Consider the following 15,892-nt stretch of genomic DNA (forward strand, 5'->3'; position numbering starts at 1 on the left):
CGCCGAAGCTACAGCCAATCACACATGAAACAATGGCTCTCGACCAGACATAGAAGGGAGCTCCCATGGGTAAGCGTGGACGTAAGAAGCGCAGCCGCAAGGGCAACGCCGCAAACCACGGCAAGCGTCCTAACGCTTGAGTCGTGCCGCTGCGCACAGACGACAACAGCACGCTCTCGATGAGAGCGTGCTGTTGTCGTTTCGAGGGGTGATCAGCCCTCGGTGGTCTCGATCCTGGTGACCGTGATCGTCCGGTGGATCTCGAGCTTCAGTCGCTCGCGCAACCCATCGGGAGCATGCTCACCACCGCATTTGCGACTGAGCAGACCCTTGATCTTCTCCTCGATGCCATAGGCCTCGATGCAGGGGCTGCAGTGATCCATGTGCTCCTGCAGGCGCTCCCGAGTGGCGTTGTCGCACTCGTTGTCGAGCATGAGCCACACATCCGCGAGGACCGCGGTGCAGTCCATATCGAGATCGGGATCGTCACTCACTTGACTACCTCCTGGCGTTCCCCACGGTCGAATCCACGTTCGCGCGCCACGTCGGCGAGCAGGCCCTTGAGCTGCTTGCGTCCACGGTGCAGCCGAGACATCACGGTACCGATGGGGGTGCCCATGATGTCGGCGATTTCCTTGTACGGAAAGCCCTCGACGTCGGCGTAGTACACCGCCATCCGGAATTCCTCCGGCAGCTGCTGGAGCGCGGACTTGATCTGGTCGTCGGGCAGCGCGTCCAGCGCCTCCACCTCGGCCGAGCGCAGGCCCACCGAGGAGTGCTCGGCGGTGGCCGCCAGCTGCCAGTCGGTGATCTCGTCGGTCGGGTACTGCGCGGGCTGACGCTGCTTCTTGCGGTAGGAGTTGATGTAGGTGTTGGTCAGGATCCGGTACAGCCAGGCACGCAGATTGGTGCCCTCCCGGAAGGACTTGAACCCCTGGAACGCCTTGACGAACGTCTCCTGCACCAGGTCCTCGGCATCGGCCGGGTTCCTGGTCATGCGCAGGGCGGCGCCATAGAGCTGATCGATCATCGGGAGCGCATCGCGCTCGAACCGGGCCGCCAGCTCGGCTTCGTCGACTTCTGTGCCGGACGCACCGTCGGAGACCACGTCGTCGTCGCTCGTCACACCAATCCCTTCGATCGCCGTAGTAGCCGAATCTACCGGCACGACGGAATCGACTGGCAATCGCGCACCCCGTGGCAGGAGAGGACGCTCCTCGAGCAGCAGTGTCACTATCTCTCCTTCACGTCGTCTCGGCTGGGTGGCTTGTCACTTGTGTGCAACATGCACCCCGGCATTCGTGTTCCCATACCGCGGGAAATGTGGTTGCCGAGCTGGGTGCGGTCGGCGATTAGGGTGAGCGCCTATGTCGACTCCCGCGATCAAAGCTCTCGGCGGTATCGCGCATCGGGTGCACTCCTATTCCCACGATCCGCGGGCGGAGTCCTATGGCGACGAGGCCGTCGACGCACTCGGCGAGGAGCTGGGAGTGCTCGCCGCGCAGATCTTCAAGACACTGGTGATCGAACTCTCATCCGGCGCGCTGGCGGTCGCTGTCGTGCCGGTGCCCGCGCGGTTGTCGTTGAAGGCGGCGGCCGCCGCGCTCGGCGCGTCGAAGGCGAGCATGGCCGACAAGACCAAGGCCGAGCGCACCACCGGCTATGTGCTCGGCGGGGTTTCGCCGCTCGGCCAGCGCAAGAAGTTGCCCACTGTTGTCGACGCCTCCGCGCTCGACTGGGATCGGGTGCTGTGCAGCGCGGGCAAACGCGGGCTCGAGATCGAGTTGGCGCCCGCCGATCTGGTGCGGGCGTGCGCGGCCGTCACCGCCTCGATCACCAGCTGAGGCAATCCGGTCGGCGCCTCGTTCCGAATTCACTTCGACGCATTCTGCGCCCGGTACGACCGATTCGACCCGAGGATGTGATGCGAAAATGTCCGCTCGTTCGACGATCGCCGCCCTGTCCGGTGCCCTGGTAATCGCTTTCGGCGCTGCCGCGGTAGCCCCTGCCATCGCGGCTCCGCAGGTGGTTCCGCCGTCGCAGGCCGAACCCGGCGACTATCCGCTCAACGGCCAGGGCACCACACCGAAGAATTCGCCGAAGACCGCACCGGAAACCGACGAGCGAGCCGAGAAGTCGGAGAAGCTCGGCGGTGGGGTCGCTACCGAGGTGATCGATCTGATCACCGGAATCATCAAGTGCGGGTTGAACATCGCCACCGATTCGGTGCCCTGCTCGCTCTGACGACTCACGCGCGGCCGGACGGAGGCGTACACCACGCTCCGCTCGGCCGCGTTGTCGTTCGCGACCATCGCCCACAGCGCGGCTCCGAGCGGTGGCAGCAACGTTCCTGGCCACCACCCGCAGCGTCGCGAAGCGAGGAATAGCCGCTGTGTCGCGAGATCGCCGCGCTCACTGTGTGATGTCGCTGGTCCCGTCGGGCACCAGTAGTTCCGGCCCGTTGTTGCGCACGTTGTTGACCAGGGTGGAGACCGGACGCGTCACGATCGTCGCCAACTCCGCCGGTGAGGGCGGGCGCAACAGGTCGGCGGGTGCCGGGTGGTCCGGGTCCAACCACGCGTCCCAGTGCTCGCGCGGCATCGGCAACGGCATCCGGTCGTGGATGTCGGCCAATTCGCCGCTCGCGTCGGTGGTCAGGATGGTGCACGACAGGAGCGGTTCGGAATCGGGCCGGCTGCGATCACGCCACACCGACCACAGTCCGGCCATGTAGAGCAGGGAACCGTCGCTGTGCGACATATAGAAGGGCCGCTTCACCGCCTTGCCCTTGCCGGTCGGCGCGGGCTCGACCAGCCACTCGTACCAGCCGTCCATCGGCACCAGGCAGCGCTTGTGTTTGACCGCGTCGCGGAACGACGGCGCGGTGGCGGCCTTGTCGGCACGCGCGTTGAACAGCGGTTTGCCCTTGGCCGGGACGCCGGGCTCGGCCGCCTTGGTCCAGTGCGGGATCAAGCCCCAACGCATCCGCCGGATCCGCAGGCGCGGATCGTCGTCGGGTTCGCCGTGTTCGTGCCGCTCCACGACGGTGAGCACCTGGGTGGTCGGCGCGACGTTGTAGCTGACGGCGGCATCCGGCTCGTCGAGCCCCGTCTCGTCGACAGCGTCCAGTTCGGCCGCCAACCGGCCCGGATTCGTGGTCGTCGCGTATCGTCCACACATAAAGGTCAAGATACGCGCGGGGACCGACATCATGGCCCGCCGACGACGCCACCCCACGCCGAAATCCGCACCACCGGTGTATCCGAACCGCACATAAGCGAAGATAGGGGCGTGAGTTTCTGGCCTGCGCCCCATATCGAGGTCCCCGTCCACGCGACCGTGACCCTGCCCGGTTCGAAGTCCATCACCAACCGTGCGCTCATCCTGGCCGCACTGGCCGATGGGCCGTCTACGCTCACCGGTGCGCTGCGCAGCCGCGACACCGACCTGATGATCGGTGCCCTGCGCGCTCTCGGCACCGAGATCGTCGGCGACGCCGAGACGCTCGAGGTCACCCCGGCTCCCCTGCGCAGCGCCGCGGTCGACTGCGGCCTCGCAGGCACCATCATGCGATTCCTGCCGCCCGCCGCCGCACTGGCCACCGGCGACGTCGCGTTCTTCGGCGACGAGCAGGCGAAGCTGCGCCCGCTGTCCACCATTCTCGACGCCCTGCGCAAGCTCGGTCTCGATGTCGACGGTGACGCGCTGCCGTTCGTCGTGCACGGCACCGGCACGCTGCGCGGCGGCAACGTCACGATCGACGCCTCGGGTTCCTCGCAGTTCGTGTCGGGGCTGCTGCTCTCGGCCGCCCGCTTCGACGAGGGCATCACCGTCCACCACGACGGCAAGGCCCTGCCGTCGATGCCGCACATCGAGATGACCATCGAAATGCTGCGTCGCGCCGACGTGGCCGTGCAGACCCCCGCCGATTCCGGCAACGCCCAGACCTGGACCGTGGCGCCCGGCCCGATCCGCGCGGTCGACTGGGACATCGAGCCCGATCTGTCCAACGCCACCCCGTTCCTGGCGGCGGCCGCGGTCACCGGCGGCGAGGTGAGCATCCCGATGTGGCCGCGCGGCACCACCCAGCCCGGTGACGTGATCCGCGAGATCCTCGTCCGGATGGGCGCCGAGGCGCGCATCTTCGACGGCATTCTCACCGTGCACGGTCCGGAACGCCTGGCCGGCATCGACATCGACCTGCACGACGTCGGCGAACTCACCCCCACCGTCGCCGCACTGGCCGCCCTCGCGGATTCACCCTCGCGGCTGCGTGGCATCGCGCACCTGCGCGGACACGAAACCGACCGTCTCGCAGCACTTTCCGCCGAGATCAATCGCCTCGGCGGCAATGTCACCGAGACCGAGGACGGCCTCGAGATCGTGCCCACCCCACTGCACGGCGGTCAGTGGCATTCCTACGCCGATCACCGAATGGCCACCGCGGGTGCGATTCTCGGCCTACGGGTGCCCGGCGTGGAGATCGAGGACATCGGCACCACCGCCAAGACCCTGCCGACCTTCGTCGCGCTGTGGGAACAGATGCTGGCATCCGCGTTATCCGACGAGGGGGTGGCGCGCTGAGCCGCCAGGGGCGATCCTCAGCCAGCTACGACGAATCCGATGTCCGGGTGCGCCCGGGTAAGGCCTCGTCGCGTCCCCGCACCAAGACCCGTCCGCAGCACGCCGACGCCGAGGCCGCCATGGTGGTGGCCGTCGACCGCGGTCGCTGGGGATGCGTGCTCGACGGTGACGCCGACCGGCGCATCGTCGCCATGCGCGCCCGCGAGCTCGGCCGCACCCCGATCGTCGTGGGCGATCAGGTCGACGTGGTGGGTGACCTCACCGGCAGGCCCGACAGCCTGGCCAGGATCGTGCGGGTGAGCGCGCGCAGCACAGTGTTGCGCCGCACCGCCGACGACACCGACCCGTTCGAACGCATCGTCGTCGCCAATGCCCAGCAGCTGTTCATCGTCGTCGCGCTGGCCGATCCGCCGCCGCGCACCGGTTTCGTCGAGCGAGCGATGGTGGCCGCGTATGCCGGTGGGCTGGAACCGATTCTGGTGCTCACCAAGCGCGACCTGGTCGCGGAATCCGAATTCGCTTCCGCCTTCGACGGTCTCGATCTCAAGATCCTCTACGCCGGCATCGACGACCCGATGGAGCCGGTGCTCGAGATCGCGAACAACCGGCTCACCGCGCTGATCGGACACTCCGGCGTCGGCAAGTCGACGATGGTGAATCGTCTTGTGCCCGATGCCTATCGGGCCGTCGGCGTGGTGTCGGGTGTCGGTAAGGGCAAGCACACTTCCACCCAGTCGGTGGCCTTGCCGCTGCCCGAGGGCGGCTGGGTGATCGATACTCCCGGCGTGCGTTCGTTCGGCCTGGCCCACATCACCCCCGACGATGTGATCGCCTCGTTCACCGACCTCGCCGGTGCCATCGAGAACTGTCCACGCGGCTGCACCCATCTCGGGCCGCCCGCCGATCCGGAATGCGCGCTCGATCAGCTGCCCGGCACGGAACGGCGGGTCGCCGCGATTCGCACGCTGCTGACCGCCCTGATCGCCAACGACGCTTGGTAGCAACCGATTTCCGTGCCGGGCCGACTCTCAGAAGCTGAACGACCCGGTATCCACGCCGCCGCCACCGCCGCCGTCGGTCGGCAACTCGGCCACGGTGACCGTCTTGGAGCTCGACGAACTCGCCACACCGCTGCGCCCGGAGAAGGCCGCGCCGATGTTGTAGGAACCCGCGGCACCCGGCGTCCAGACGATGCTCGCCTTGCCGTTCGCGCCCACCGGGATGTCGCCGAGCACGTTGTCGCCCGCCTTGAACTGGATCGTGCCGCCCGCACCCGCCGGGGTCACGCTCGCCTCCAGGGTGACGGCCTTGCCGACCTGCGCACCCGACACCTCGGTGATGGTGGTGCTGGACACGGCGTCGCCTGACACCGTGATGGCCGGACCCTTGCCCTGATAGATGCCGTCACCGAGCGACCCGCCGTAGTGCATCGACGTCGGCAGCGGGGTATCGCGGGCGCAGTTCACGCCGACCTTGTACTGGATCTCGAAGGTCTGCGACTTCGGCGAGATATTCGGGTACACCGGGTATTTGGTGATGCCGAACTCGGCGCGGACCCAGTCCGAGGACGACGTATCGATCGACACGGCGTCACCCGACATCTTCGCCGAGCCCGCGACCGGGGTCAGGCACGCCGGGTGCAGATCCTTGACCGAGTAGATGTATTCCACCGGAATGCCGGTGCGCTCGAACTTCGTCGTCACGGTGACGGTGTCGCCGACCACCGGGTTGGTGTTCGACACCGTCCGGGTGAAGTGACTGTTGCCGTCATCCCACGCGATGGTCGCCGGAGCGGCCGCCGCCGATCCCGGAAACGCCGTCATCGCCAGCCCCGCCGCGGCCGCGAACGTGGCCACGCGCTGCACTCTTCTGTCCACCATCATCGTCTCCAAGTACGCCGGACGCCCTCGACGTCGTCGAGGCGCTGATTCGCCCGAGTGGCGAGCAGTAGATCACGCTCTGATACCCGGCGGATCCAAATCCGAAATAGATCTCGTTCAGATTTCGAATTCGACTCGCGTTCGCTCGCGTTCACAACCTCGACACTGTCCGCCGGTACCGTCATGCCCATGAAGCCACCGGCGATCGGTTACCTGCGCCGCGACATCTCAGGTGTCGCCCAGTCCTGGGACGAAACGCAGATCCGTTCCCTAGCCGAGCGTCTGGGCTACCGCTTCACCAAGACCGTCGTCTTCAGTGACCGCACCGCCGACCCGATCGGCCGCCTGCTCGACGTGGTCACCACCACCGAAGCCGCCGCGATCGTCACCCCCAGCCTCACCCACCTCGGCTCCGACCTGCCCCACCGCATCGTCGCCGCCTGCGACATCATCACGGTCTCCCCCGAAGTCACCCACACGAGAACCCTCCCCGCCCTCCCCGCCTAGGCCGGCGCGGCGCCCGCGAACTCGCTGGGCCCGAATCTATTTCGCCGGGACACGGCGCAGATACCTCCCGGTACACGACGGTTGTGGTCTCGTGCGGGAAAATGGAGTGGTGACCACCGAGAACGAACGTCCTGGACCGCCGACTACGAGCCCGAGCATTTTGGTGATCACGATCTCGCGGCGGGTGGAGGCGGCGTTGGGGGTGGAGTTGGGGGTGTTGGATCTGACGGTGGCCCGGCTGGGGTTGCTCGGGCACATCAATGGGGTGCCGGGGGCCTCGTTCAGTGAGTTGGCGCGGATGTCGGGGACGAGTGTGCAGAGTGTGCACGCCGCGGTGAAGGGGCTGGTCGGGGCGGGGTTGGTACAGGATCGGACGGCGCGGGCGGGGTCGGCGTCGGCGATCGAGTTGACGGAGGCGGGAGCGGGGCTGCTCGCGCAGGCGCGAGAGGCGGTGGCGCGAGTCGACATTGCGCTGTTCGGGGCCGAAGCGGATCCGATTCTGCGGCGCGTGGGCGCCGCGATCGTCGACGCGTTCACCGGGGAACTCCCCCCTCGACCCCAGGCGTGACGCATTCGACCTTCAATATGACTGAAGCTCGAACTAGGCTTCAATCGTATTGAAGGTCGGAGGGAGTCGGTAGTTGGAACACATCCTGTTGTCCGTGCATGTGCTCGCGGGCATTGTCTTCGTCGGCGGCTCGGCGGTCGCCACCAGCCTTTTCCCCCGGTACGCACCGGTAGCGGGTGGGCCCGATCCCGAGTCGGTCCGCAGTAGGTCGGTCGCGGTCGCCATGCACCGGATCACCGGCAACTACGCGAAACTCGCGATCGTCGTGCCGGTGATCGGCATCGTGCTGGCCACGATCCAGGGCCGGATGAACGAAATCTGGATCACCACCGCGATGGTGACCACCGCCGTGGCGGGTGGGCTGCTCGCCGTGCAGATCGTGCCGATGCAGCGCGAAGCCCTCGACCAGCCGGACGACGGCAAGCGCCTGCGCGTGCTGTCGATGCTCGCGGGGATCTACAACCTGCTGTGGACGGCCGTGGTCGTTCTCATGATCGTCCGTCCCGGATCTGCCATATGAACGAACAGGAGCGCCACATGCCCGACCAGGTTCTCGCCGAATTCTCCTGAGCCGCAGATATTTACAGAGCGTCGAGCACCGCCGCGGCCAGCGGACCGGCCGAGGCGGGGTTCTGCCCCGTGTGCAGATTACGGTCGGCTTGCAGGAACGGCGCGAACGGTTCGCCGCTGTGATACTGCGCGCCGAGTTCGATCAGTCGGTCTTCGAGTAGCCATTTGGCCTGGTCGGCGAGCCCGCCCAGACGTTCTTCCGCATCACTGAAGGCGGTGAGGCGATAGCCCGCGAAGGGCGACGGCCCGTCGGCGGCGGTTGCCAGGATCGCCGCGGGGCCGTGGCAGACCAGCGCCAGCGGCTTGCCGGAGCTCAGGGTTTCGACCAGCAGCGCCGCCGAATCCTTGTTCACCGCCAGGTCTTCCATCGGCCCGTGCCCGCCCGGATAGAACACCGCGCCGTAGTCGTTCAGACGGACATCGCCCAATGGCACCGGATTATCCAGCGGCGCAGCACTTTTGATGATCTCGGCGACCTTGCGCGCACCCTCCTCACCACCGTTGGGCACCGGCGCCAGACTTCCCAGATCCACCGGCGGCTTCACCCCGCCCGGCGTGGCTACGACGACTTCGTGCCCGGCCTCGGTGAATGCCCGGTAGGGCGTGGCGAATTCGTCTGCCCAGTACCCGGTGTGGCGTTTGACATTGCGGGACAACGTCCACTGATCGGCACCGGTCATTACGAACAGGATCTTCGCCATCATCGCCTCCGAGGAGTGGACTTTCGACGTCAGTGCTTGGCGCCGATGGTGTGGAGAATTTCGTGGATGATCGGGTCGGTGAGCCGGTTGGTGACCGAACGACCTTCGCGGCTCGAGGTGACGCAACCCTCGTGGCGCAAGACGCGAAGGGCCTGCGAGATCGCGTTCTCGTTGCGGCCGATCGCGGCGGCCAGTTCGCCGACGCTGATGCCGGGTGAGCGGTGCAGGCACAGCAGAATTTCCAGACGACCCGGATCCGACAGCAGATCGAAGCGCTGAGCCCATTCCCGGATCTCGACGTCGCCGATCGCGCGCCGGCCGAGTTCGACCGGCGACCCGTGCAGTGTGCGTGGCTCTCCCATGGCGATGCCCAGCTTAATCGCCGAGTGGACAGGACGGCACTGCCCGCGACTATTATCTGTTCATCTGTTCAGATAAACATGAGAAGTGTAGGGATGATCGATGCGCGCTCGGCCGCTGTTCGCTGTGGGGGCCGCGCTGACGGTCGCGCTGACCTCCTGCGGTGCGCCCGAGAGCGGGTCCACCGACTCGCTCGTCCTCGCCGATGCGTATGAACTGGGCGGATACAACCCCGTCGCCGGCTACAGCGCGGCAGGCGAGGCCAAGGTCTATGACGGATTGCTGCGCCTGACCGGCGGCACCGGTGTCCCCGACTTCGCCCCGGCCCTGGCGACTCGACTGCCGATCCCCGACGCCGACGCGACCGTATGGACGGCACCGCTGCGGCCCGGGGTGCGGTTCAGTGGCGGATCGGCGTTCGATGCCGCCGATGTGGTGGCGACCTATCGGGCGATTCTGGATCCGGCGTCGGCCTCGGAGGTGCGGTCGTCGTTTTCGATGATCGAGCGCGTCGACGCTGTCGATCCGCTGTCGGTGCGGTTCACCCTGCGTCATCCCTATGCCGCGTTCCCGACCAAGCTGCTGATCGGAATCGTTCCGTCGGAGGCGGTCGCGACCCCCGGGCCCGCGACCGCATCGCCGCTCAATACCGCCCCGATCGGCACCGGACCCTATCGACTCACCGCGCTGGAGCCGACTCGGGCGGTCTTCGAGGCGAACGAAAACTATTGGGGTGGGGCACCTTCGGTCAAGCGACTGACAGTGCTCCAGGTGCCGGACGACAACACCCGCGCGCAACGGATGGCCGGCGGCGAGCTCGACGGAACCTCGCTGCCGCCGTTGTTGGCCGCCACCTTCGCGCAGCGGATGTCGGTGCAGGCCAACACTTCCGCCGATTGGCGCGGCGTAGCGATGCCCGAAGGCGATCCGGTGGCTGGGGACCCGGCCGTCCGCCTGGCACTGAACTTCGCGGTGGACCGCCAGGCGATGATCGACAATATCCTCGGCGGTTACGGCCGTCCGGCCTACACACCCTTCGCCGATGTCTACGGCGAAGCCCATAACCCGGCCGTCTCTTTCGCCTTCGATCGCGCCCGCGCCGAGCAGATCCTCGATGGTGCGGGCTGGCGGACGGGCACCGAGGGCGTGCGCGCCAAAGATGGAGTACGCGCGCGATTCACCGTGATGTACAACTCCACCGACACGTTGCGGCGCGATCTCGCACTGGCTTTCGCCTCCGACGCTCGGCGCGTGGGCATCGAGGTCGATCTCGAAGCGCTCTCCTGGGATCGGATCGAACCGCGCATCGCGCAGGCCGCGATCCTGCTCGGCGGCGGTAGCGAACCCTACGACCCCGATACCCAGGCCTACAACACCCTGCACTCGCCGCCACTCGACCCGAGCGGGGGCAGCCCGTACGACAACGCGAGCCGTCACTCGGACCCAGTGATCGACGCCCAACTCGAAACTGCCAGGCGCAGCACCGATCCCGTTGTGCGCGCCGCCGCGTATCGGGAGGTCCAGAGCCGATATGCCCAGGCTCCGAGCCACGTGTTCCTGGTGCACCTCGACCACACCTATGTGGTGAAGGATTCGTCCTGGAAGATGTCGGGGCCGATTCTCGAGCCACACGCGCACGGCGTCACCTGGGGACCGTGGTGGTCGCTACAGACCTGGACCCGCTGATGGGGCGTAGTCGCGTTCGTGGACGCGGCCTCCGGGCGATGGTCGGGTGGCGATTGGTGACGTTGATCCCGGTGCTCGCCGCCGTGTCGGCCGCGCTGTTCGCCGCGGCGGCGGTGTCGCCGTTCGACCCGCTGGTCGGGTATCTCGGCGCACGCTACGAGACGACGAGTGCGTCGGATCGGGAGTTGCTCACGAATCGACTCGGGCTCGACGCGTCGTGGTACCAGCTGTACGGACGCTGGCTCGGTGACCTGTTCAGCGGCGATCTGGGCATTTCGCGCGGTTTCGCACAGCCGGTGAGCACCCTTCTCGCCCAACGGATTCCGTGGACGGTGCTGCTGGTCGTCGTCGCGATGAGTGTGGCGATCGCAGTGGCGCTCGGCGCGGGAGTCTGGGCGGGTATGCATCGCGGCGGGTTGATCGACCGGCTGGTCACCGCGTCGTGCGTGGTGATGCAGGGGCTGCCGCCGTTCGTGGTGTCGCTTGCCGCGATCGCCTTGTTCGCGGTCGGGCTCGGCTGGTTGCCGCCCGCGGGGCTCACCGACGCCGGGGCCGAGGTCGGATTCGGCCAGGTGGTGCGACATCTCGTGCTGCCCGCCGCCGCGTTGGCTGTCTCGCAGGTGCCGTGGCTGCTCCTGGCCGTGCGGGAATCGGTGTCGGGCAATCGCGGCGAGGATTTCGTGGTCGGGGCGGCCACGCGCGGCATCGATACCGCGACGATCACCCGCGGCCACATCCTGCCGACCTCGCTGGCCCCGTTCGTGACGATCCTCGGCGCCCGACTGCCGGAGGTCGTGGTCGGCGCGGTGCTGGTGGAGGAGATCTTCTCGTGGCCGGGGATCGCGGGTGCGTTCGTCCAGTCGGCGAAGGACCTGGATATGGCGCTGTTGGCCGTTCTCACGGTGGGCACGACCTGTGCGGTGATGCTCGGGTCGCTGCTCGCCGATGTCGCGGTGGTGCTGCTCGATCCGCGGGTGCGCGCCGATGGGTGAGAGGTGGCGTGGGCGTATGCACGGGGCTGCTGAGCGACGGTTGTCCGTCGCGCTATCGGTGCTGGTCGTGGTCGTGCTGTACGCGGTGACCGTGCCATGGGTGGGCGGAGTCGACGATCGGCTGACCGATTTCGCCAGTGCGCGGCAGGCGCCGTCGGGGCAGTGGTGGTTCGGGACCGACTCGGCCGGGCGGTCGCTGTTCGTGCGGATCGCGGCGGCGCTGCGAACCTCGCTGATCGTCGCAGCATGCGCGGCGGCGGTGTCGACGGTGATCGGCGTGCTCGTCGGTGCGGTGTCGGCGCTGGCAGGCGGGTGGGTGGACCGGGTGGTGATGCGGATCGCCGATACCGCCAACGCGCTGCCGCATCTGCTGCTGGGGATCGTGATCGTGGCGCTGTTCCGGGGGAACGCGCTGGCGGTGGTGTTGTCGATCGGACTCACGCACTGGGTGCAGGTGGCGCGGATCGTGCGGGCGGAGGGCTTGAGTCTGCGCGAGCGCGAGTACGTGTCCGCGGCGGTGCTCGCGGGTGCGAGTCGCGCTCACCTGCTGTTCAGGCATCTGCTGCCCGCCATCGCCCCGCAGGCGTTGATCGCGGTGGTTCTGCTTCTCCCCCATGCGATTTGGCACGAGTCGACCTTGTCGTTCCTCGGGTTCGGACTGCCGCCGCACGAACCGAGCCTGGGCACTCTGCTGGAGGAAGCGCGCACTTCGCTACTGCTGGGCGGGTGGTGGACGCTGGCGTTCCCCGCCGGATTCCTGGTGCTGACGACGGTGGCGGTCGCTGTCGCGGGGTCGTCACTGCGCGGACTTCTCGCCCCACCGAAACCGTCGAGGATGCCGCGATGACAGGATCCTCTCTCCCACACGAGACAGCGGGCGCACTGATCGACATCGACCGTGGACGTCGGGGCACCGGCTTGTCGATCGATGCGCTGACCGTGCGAATTCCGGTCGGCCGTGGCGATGTGGTGCATGCGGTGACCGAGCTGTCGCTCGACGTCGAAGCGGGCAGCATCACCGCACTCGTCGGCGAATCCGGTTGCGGGAAGTCGATTGTCGCGAGTGCGGTGATGGGCGTGCTGCCCCGCGAAGCTGTCACCACCGGGTCCGTTCGCCTGCAACTCGGTGGTGCGGGTCTGGATATCCTCGCTGACCACGCCCGGTATCGCGGCCGACACATCGCCCTGGTCCCGCAGTCGCCGAGTACCTACTTCACCCCGGTGCGGACCGTCGGATCCCAACTCGGGGAAGCGATCGCCGCGCTCGGCACCGCACACACCCCCGCCGACCTCGTCGATCGCGCCGGCCTCTCCGTCGCCGCGCTCGATCTGTATCCGCACGAGCTCTCGGGCGGCATGGCCCAACGGGCTGCCGTGGCTGCGGCCTTGGCCGGCGACCCCGAGGTGATCATCGCCGACGAACCCACTTCCGGGCTCGATCGCGCACGCACCGACCAGATCGGAAAACTGTTGCGCGAGTGTGCCGATGGCGGCACCGCTGTCCTGCTGATCACGCACGATCTCGGGCACCTGATCCGCGCCGACATCGCCGACACCGTCGCGGTGATGTACGCGTCACGCCTGATGGAAGTCGGCCCCGGTGCGCACGTGCTCGACGATCCGTGGCACGACTACACGCGCGACCTGCTCGCCGCCCTGCCCGAACGCGGCCTGCACCCGCTGCCCCATCCTCCGCGAGCGCTGACGAACCTGTCCGAGAGCTGCCCCTACGCGGGTGGCCCGACACAGTTGATTTCCCAGCAGCAGCGCATGATTCGCCGACCGAGGTCCTGATGCTGATCGCCGACTCCATCACCGCGGGCTATGGCCAACAACCCGTCATCCTCAAGGTCGATCTGCAGATCGGCCCGGGGGAGATCGTCGGGATCACCGGCGACTCGGGATCGGGGAAGACCACGCTCGCACGGACGATGGCCGGGCTGCTGACGCCCACCTCCGGCACTGTCACCGTCGACGGACAGACACCCCGGCAGGCTCGCGGCACCGTCGCCATGGTCTTCCAATCCCCCCGTGCCGCAACCAATCCGCACTTCACCGTCGCCCAGATCATCGCCGAGCCCGCCCGCATCCGCCGCACCACGGTCCCCGATCTCACGGCACTGGCCACTGCCGTCGGCCTCACCCCCGACCTGCTCGACCGTCGCCCGCACGCCCTCAGCGACGGCCAACTCCAACGCGCCTGCCTGGCCCGCGCCCTCGCCCAGAATCCCCGCTACCTCATCCTCGACGAAGCCACCGCCATGCTCGACGCGGCCACCACCGCCACCATCATCCGCCTGGTCATGACCCGAGTCGGCGACAACCTCGGTGTCCTGCTGATCAGCCACGACGAACCCCTGCTCGCGGCGGCCTGCACCCGCATCGCGACGATGCACGAGGGCGCGCTCACCACTGCGCGGGCATCTCCGCAATAAACGCACGAATACCTCAGGCTGCCCACAGGAACCCGTTTTAGCGTGAGCCCCTGTGACATTCACGCAGGGTAAACCAGTCAGCGCGTGCCGCAGTCTCAGCGGTTGGGGGCGCACCGCACCGACCGTCGCCGAAGTGCTGCGCACACCCGATATCGCGGTGATCGCCGAACGGGTGCGGACCGCGGGCCCGCGCGGAGTGATCGCGCGTGGACTCGGGCGGAGCTACGGCGATCCGGCGCAGAACGCGGGTGGGCTGGTCGTCGACATGACCGCGCTGGACCGCATCCACGGCATCGATCCCGACAGCGGGATCGCCGAGGTCGACGCGGGCGTCAGTTTGGACGCGCTCATGCGGGCCGCGCTGCCGTTCGGACTGTGGATTCCGGTGCTGCCGGGGACAAGGCAGGTGACGGTCGGTGGGGCGATCGGTGCGGACATCCATGGGAAGAACCATCATTCGCAGGGCAGCTTCGGCAATCACGTGGTGTCGATGGACCTGCTGACCGCCGACGGCTCGGTGCGCACGTTGACGCCGGAGGGGGCCGACTCGGAGCTGTTCTGGGCGACGGTGGGCGGGATGGGGCTCACCGGCATCATCGTCGGCGCGCGAGTCCGGTTGAAGCACACCGAGACCGCGTATTTCCTCGTCGACAACGACCGCACACGCGATCTCGACGAGACGATGGAATTGCTGACCGGCGGTTCCGATGACGGGTACGACTACTCGATGGCGGTACCGGACACCATTTCCACCGGGGCGAAACTCGGTCGGGCCGGATTCAGTCGGGGGTCGCTGGCCACGGTCGACCAGTTGCCGGTGAGGTTGCGCAGCAAACCCTTGAACTTCGATGCGCCACAATTGTTCACAGTGCCCGATATCTTTCCGAACGGGATGGTCAATTCGGTGACGACCCGCATTGCGGCCGAGGCCGCTCATCGCCTGTTTCCCCGGCGGGCGCGCGGACGAATCCAGAATCTGACGCAGTTCTATCACCCCCTCGATCTGCTCGGTGAATGGAATCGCGCCTATGGCAAGCGGGGGTTCCTGCAGTATCAGTTCTCGATGCCGTTCGGGGCCGAGCAACAGCTGGCCGACACGGTGCGAGCCATCGCCGAGTCGGGGCACCACTCGTTCCTCAATGTGTTCAAGCGGATGGGCACGAGCAACCCGGCGCCGCTGTCGTGGCCACATCCCGGATACATGCTGAGCTTGGACTTCGGGCTGACCAGCGGGCTCGACCGGTTCTGCGTGGACCTCGACGAACGGGTGCTGGCGGCGGGCGGACGCCTGTACCTCGCCAAGGAATCACGGACCACGCCCGAGATGATCGCGACCATGTACCCGAGGCTCGACGAATGGCGGCGGATCCGGGATCGAGTCGACCCGGAACGGGTGTTCGCCTCCGACCTCTCCCGGCGGTTGCGGCTGGTCACAGGACTTCGACAATGATGTGCTTCAGATCACGGCCGGCGAATTGCGGGTGAAAGTCGTTAAAAGCTAATCGAATTGACCGAGAATGACGCACGTCACTGTCCGTTTTGAACTCTTACAACTTTCTAAGTTACATTTCAGCAACAAACAGTTGGACACTTGATCATGGGTGCTCGA

The 15,892-nt window shown here is 67.2% G+C and carries 20 protein-coding genes; 14 read left to right on the forward strand and 6 right to left on the reverse strand.

Annotated features, from left to right (window positions below; translation table 11 throughout):
• Window positions 1-65 precede the first annotated feature (65 nt).
• Entirely contained in the window at window positions 66-140 is a 75-nt protein-coding gene (locus IBJ82_RS35350; RefSeq protein ID WP_022597109.1) for a 50S ribosomal protein bL37, read from the forward strand.
• 72 nt (window positions 141-212) lie between these two features.
• Here the strand turns inward: IBJ82_RS35350 and rsrA are convergent, their stop codons facing one another.
• Both rsrA and IBJ82_RS14065 read right to left on the reverse strand, forming a co-directional pair.
• A complete protein-coding gene (gene rsrA, locus IBJ82_RS14060) occupies window positions 213-470 on the reverse strand; it encodes a mycothiol system anti-sigma-R factor (RefSeq protein WP_194827125.1) in 258 nt (85 codons plus the stop codon).
• A gap of 20 nt (window positions 471-490) precedes the next feature.
• On the reverse strand, window positions 491-1,126 hold the full coding sequence (locus IBJ82_RS14065; RefSeq protein WP_174552018.1) for a sigma-70 family RNA polymerase sigma factor: 636 nt from the start codon (window positions 1,124-1,126) through the stop codon (window positions 491-493).
• A gap of 241 nt (window positions 1,127-1,367) precedes the next feature.
• Between IBJ82_RS14065 and ybaK the strand changes: the two genes are divergently transcribed.
• Together ybaK and IBJ82_RS14075 are read left to right on the forward strand one after the other, a co-directional pair.
• Window positions 1,368-1,844, forward strand: a complete 477-nt coding sequence (ybaK, locus tag IBJ82_RS14070) for a Cys-tRNA(Pro) deacylase (RefSeq protein WP_194826392.1) — start codon at window positions 1,368-1,370, stop codon at window positions 1,842-1,844.
• Window positions 1,845-1,932: 88 nt separating this feature from the next.
• The gene (locus IBJ82_RS14075; protein ID WP_194826393.1) at window positions 1,933-2,244 is read left to right on the forward strand and encodes a hypothetical protein; all 312 of its coding nucleotides are present in this window, start codon (window positions 1,933-1,935) and stop codon (window positions 2,242-2,244) included.
• 168 nt (window positions 2,245-2,412) lie between these two features.
• Here IBJ82_RS14075 and IBJ82_RS14080 read toward each other — a convergent pair whose 3' ends face one another.
• Window positions 2,413-3,180: an SOS response-associated peptidase gene (locus IBJ82_RS14080; protein WP_194826394.1), complete on the reverse strand. Its 768-nt coding sequence runs from the start codon at window positions 3,178-3,180 to the stop codon at window positions 2,413-2,415.
• Between the two features lie 111 nt (window positions 3,181-3,291).
• On the opposite strand from IBJ82_RS14080, the gene aroA reads away from it, so the two are divergent.
• Together aroA and rsgA are read left to right on the forward strand one after the other, a co-directional pair.
• Entirely contained in the window at window positions 3,292-4,584 is a 1,293-nt protein-coding gene (gene aroA, locus IBJ82_RS14085) for a 3-phosphoshikimate 1-carboxyvinyltransferase (protein ID WP_194826395.1), read from the forward strand.
• Complete coding sequence (gene rsgA / locus IBJ82_RS14090) at window positions 4,581-5,585, forward strand: ribosome small subunit-dependent GTPase A (protein ID WP_228537223.1); 1,005 nt, start codon at window positions 4,581-4,583, stop codon at window positions 5,583-5,585. The genes aroA and rsgA overlap by 4 nt, the downstream gene beginning before the upstream one ends.
• A 27-nt stretch (window positions 5,586-5,612) precedes the next feature.
• Here the strand turns inward: rsgA and IBJ82_RS35355 are convergent, their stop codons facing one another.
• Window positions 5,613-6,440 carry an Ig-like domain-containing protein gene (locus IBJ82_RS35355; protein WP_194826396.1) on the reverse strand — a complete coding sequence of 276 codons (828 nt, stop codon included), beginning with the start codon at window positions 6,438-6,440 and terminating at the stop codon, window positions 5,613-5,615.
• Between the two features lie 213 nt (window positions 6,441-6,653).
• On the opposite strand from IBJ82_RS35355, the gene IBJ82_RS14100 reads away from it, so the two are divergent.
• From IBJ82_RS14100 to IBJ82_RS14110, 3 genes are all read left to right on the forward strand, one after another.
• Entirely contained in the window at window positions 6,654-6,971 is a 318-nt protein-coding gene (locus IBJ82_RS14100; RefSeq protein WP_056812967.1) for a hypothetical protein, read from the forward strand.
• Between the two features lie 109 nt (window positions 6,972-7,080).
• Window positions 7,081-7,539 carry a MarR family transcriptional regulator gene (locus tag IBJ82_RS14105; RefSeq protein ID WP_194826397.1) on the forward strand — a complete coding sequence of 153 codons (459 nt, stop codon included), beginning with the start codon at window positions 7,081-7,083 and terminating at the stop codon, window positions 7,537-7,539.
• Window positions 7,540-7,612: 73 nt separating this feature from the next.
• Entirely contained in the window at window positions 7,613-8,059 is a 447-nt protein-coding gene (locus IBJ82_RS14110; protein ID WP_194826398.1) for a hypothetical protein, read from the forward strand.
• A gap of 61 nt (window positions 8,060-8,120) precedes the next feature.
• Here IBJ82_RS14110 and IBJ82_RS14115 read toward each other — a convergent pair whose 3' ends face one another.
• Both IBJ82_RS14115 and IBJ82_RS14120 read right to left on the reverse strand, forming a co-directional pair.
• A complete protein-coding gene (locus tag IBJ82_RS14115) occupies window positions 8,121-8,810 on the reverse strand; it encodes a type 1 glutamine amidotransferase domain-containing protein (protein WP_194826399.1) in 690 nt (229 codons plus the stop codon).
• Window positions 8,811-8,839: 29 nt separating this feature from the next.
• Window positions 8,840-9,172, reverse strand: coding sequence for a helix-turn-helix transcriptional regulator (locus IBJ82_RS14120; RefSeq protein ID WP_056812972.1), 333 nt, complete (start codon window positions 9,170-9,172; stop codon window positions 8,840-8,842).
• 100 nt (window positions 9,173-9,272) lie between these two features.
• Between IBJ82_RS14120 and IBJ82_RS14125 the strand changes: the two genes are divergently transcribed.
• The 6 genes from IBJ82_RS14125 to IBJ82_RS14150 are packed head-to-tail and all read left to right on the forward strand — an operon-like array spanning window position 9,273 to window position 15,733.
• Window positions 9,273-10,856, forward strand: coding sequence for an ABC transporter substrate-binding protein (locus tag IBJ82_RS14125; RefSeq protein WP_194826400.1), 1,584 nt, complete (start codon window positions 9,273-9,275; stop codon window positions 10,854-10,856).
• A complete protein-coding gene (locus IBJ82_RS14130; protein WP_370585362.1) occupies window positions 10,856-11,848 on the forward strand; it encodes an ABC transporter permease in 993 nt (330 codons plus the stop codon). The genes IBJ82_RS14125 and IBJ82_RS14130 overlap by 1 nt, the downstream gene beginning before the upstream one ends.
• A gap of 16 nt (window positions 11,849-11,864) precedes the next feature.
• The gene (locus IBJ82_RS14135; protein ID WP_194826401.1) at window positions 11,865-12,695 is read left to right on the forward strand and encodes an ABC transporter permease; all 831 of its coding nucleotides are present in this window, start codon (window positions 11,865-11,867) and stop codon (window positions 12,693-12,695) included.
• The gene (locus tag IBJ82_RS14140; protein ID WP_194826402.1) at window positions 12,692-13,642 is read left to right on the forward strand and encodes an ABC transporter ATP-binding protein; all 951 of its coding nucleotides are present in this window, start codon (window positions 12,692-12,694) and stop codon (window positions 13,640-13,642) included. Before IBJ82_RS14135 ends, IBJ82_RS14140 begins: the two co-directional genes overlap by 4 nt.
• A complete protein-coding gene (locus tag IBJ82_RS14145) occupies window positions 13,642-14,283 on the forward strand; it encodes an ABC transporter ATP-binding protein (protein ID WP_194826403.1) in 642 nt (213 codons plus the stop codon). The genes IBJ82_RS14140 and IBJ82_RS14145 overlap by 1 nt, the downstream gene beginning before the upstream one ends.
• 52 nt (window positions 14,284-14,335) lie before the next feature.
• On the forward strand, window positions 14,336-15,733 hold the full coding sequence (locus IBJ82_RS14150; RefSeq protein ID WP_194826404.1) for an FAD-binding oxidoreductase: 1,398 nt from the start codon (window positions 14,336-14,338) through the stop codon (window positions 15,731-15,733).
• Window positions 15,734-15,892 lie beyond the last annotated feature (159 nt).

The sequence above is a fragment of the Nocardia sp. XZ_19_231 genome (assembly GCF_015355705.1).
Taxonomy (GTDB): domain Bacteria; phylum Actinomycetota; class Actinomycetes; order Mycobacteriales; family Mycobacteriaceae; genus Nocardia; species Nocardia salmonicida.

What these genes read in the sequence shown, in the direction of transcription:
- rsrA (WP_194827125.1), bottom strand. Translation starts at nt 470, where the DNA reads ATGGACTGCACCGCGGTCCTCGCGGATGTGTGGCTCATGCTCGACAAC.
- ybaK (WP_194826392.1), top strand. Translation starts at nt 1,368, where the DNA reads ATGTCGACTCCCGCGATCAAAGCTCTCGGCGGTATCGCGCATCGGGTG.
- IBJ82_RS14075 (WP_194826393.1), top strand. Translation starts at nt 1,933, where the DNA reads ATGTCCGCTCGTTCGACGATCGCCGCCCTGTCCGGTGCCCTGGTAATC.
- IBJ82_RS14080 (WP_194826394.1), bottom strand. Translation starts at nt 3,180, where the DNA reads ATGTGTGGACGATACGCGACGACCACGAATCCGGGCCGGTTGGCGGCC.
- IBJ82_RS14100 (WP_056812967.1), top strand. Translation starts at nt 6,654, where the DNA reads ATGAAGCCACCGGCGATCGGTTACCTGCGCCGCGACATCTCAGGTGTC.
- IBJ82_RS14115 (WP_194826399.1), bottom strand. Translation starts at nt 8,810, where the DNA reads ATGGCGAAGATCCTGTTCGTAATGACCGGTGCCGATCAGTGGACGTTG.
- IBJ82_RS14120 (WP_056812972.1), bottom strand. Translation starts at nt 9,172, where the DNA reads ATGGGAGAGCCACGCACACTGCACGGGTCGCCGGTCGAACTCGGCCGG.
- IBJ82_RS14125 (WP_194826400.1), top strand. Translation starts at nt 9,273, where the DNA reads ATGCGCGCTCGGCCGCTGTTCGCTGTGGGGGCCGCGCTGACGGTCGCG.
- IBJ82_RS14130 (WP_370585362.1), top strand. Translation starts at nt 10,856, where the DNA reads ATGGGGCGTAGTCGCGTTCGTGGACGCGGCCTCCGGGCGATGGTCGGG.
- IBJ82_RS14135 (WP_194826401.1), top strand. Translation starts at nt 11,865, where the DNA reads ATGCACGGGGCTGCTGAGCGACGGTTGTCCGTCGCGCTATCGGTGCTG.
- IBJ82_RS14140 (WP_194826402.1), top strand. Translation starts at nt 12,692, where the DNA reads ATGACAGGATCCTCTCTCCCACACGAGACAGCGGGCGCACTGATCGAC.
- IBJ82_RS14145 (WP_194826403.1), top strand. Translation starts at nt 13,642, where the DNA reads ATGCTGATCGCCGACTCCATCACCGCGGGCTATGGCCAACAACCCGTC.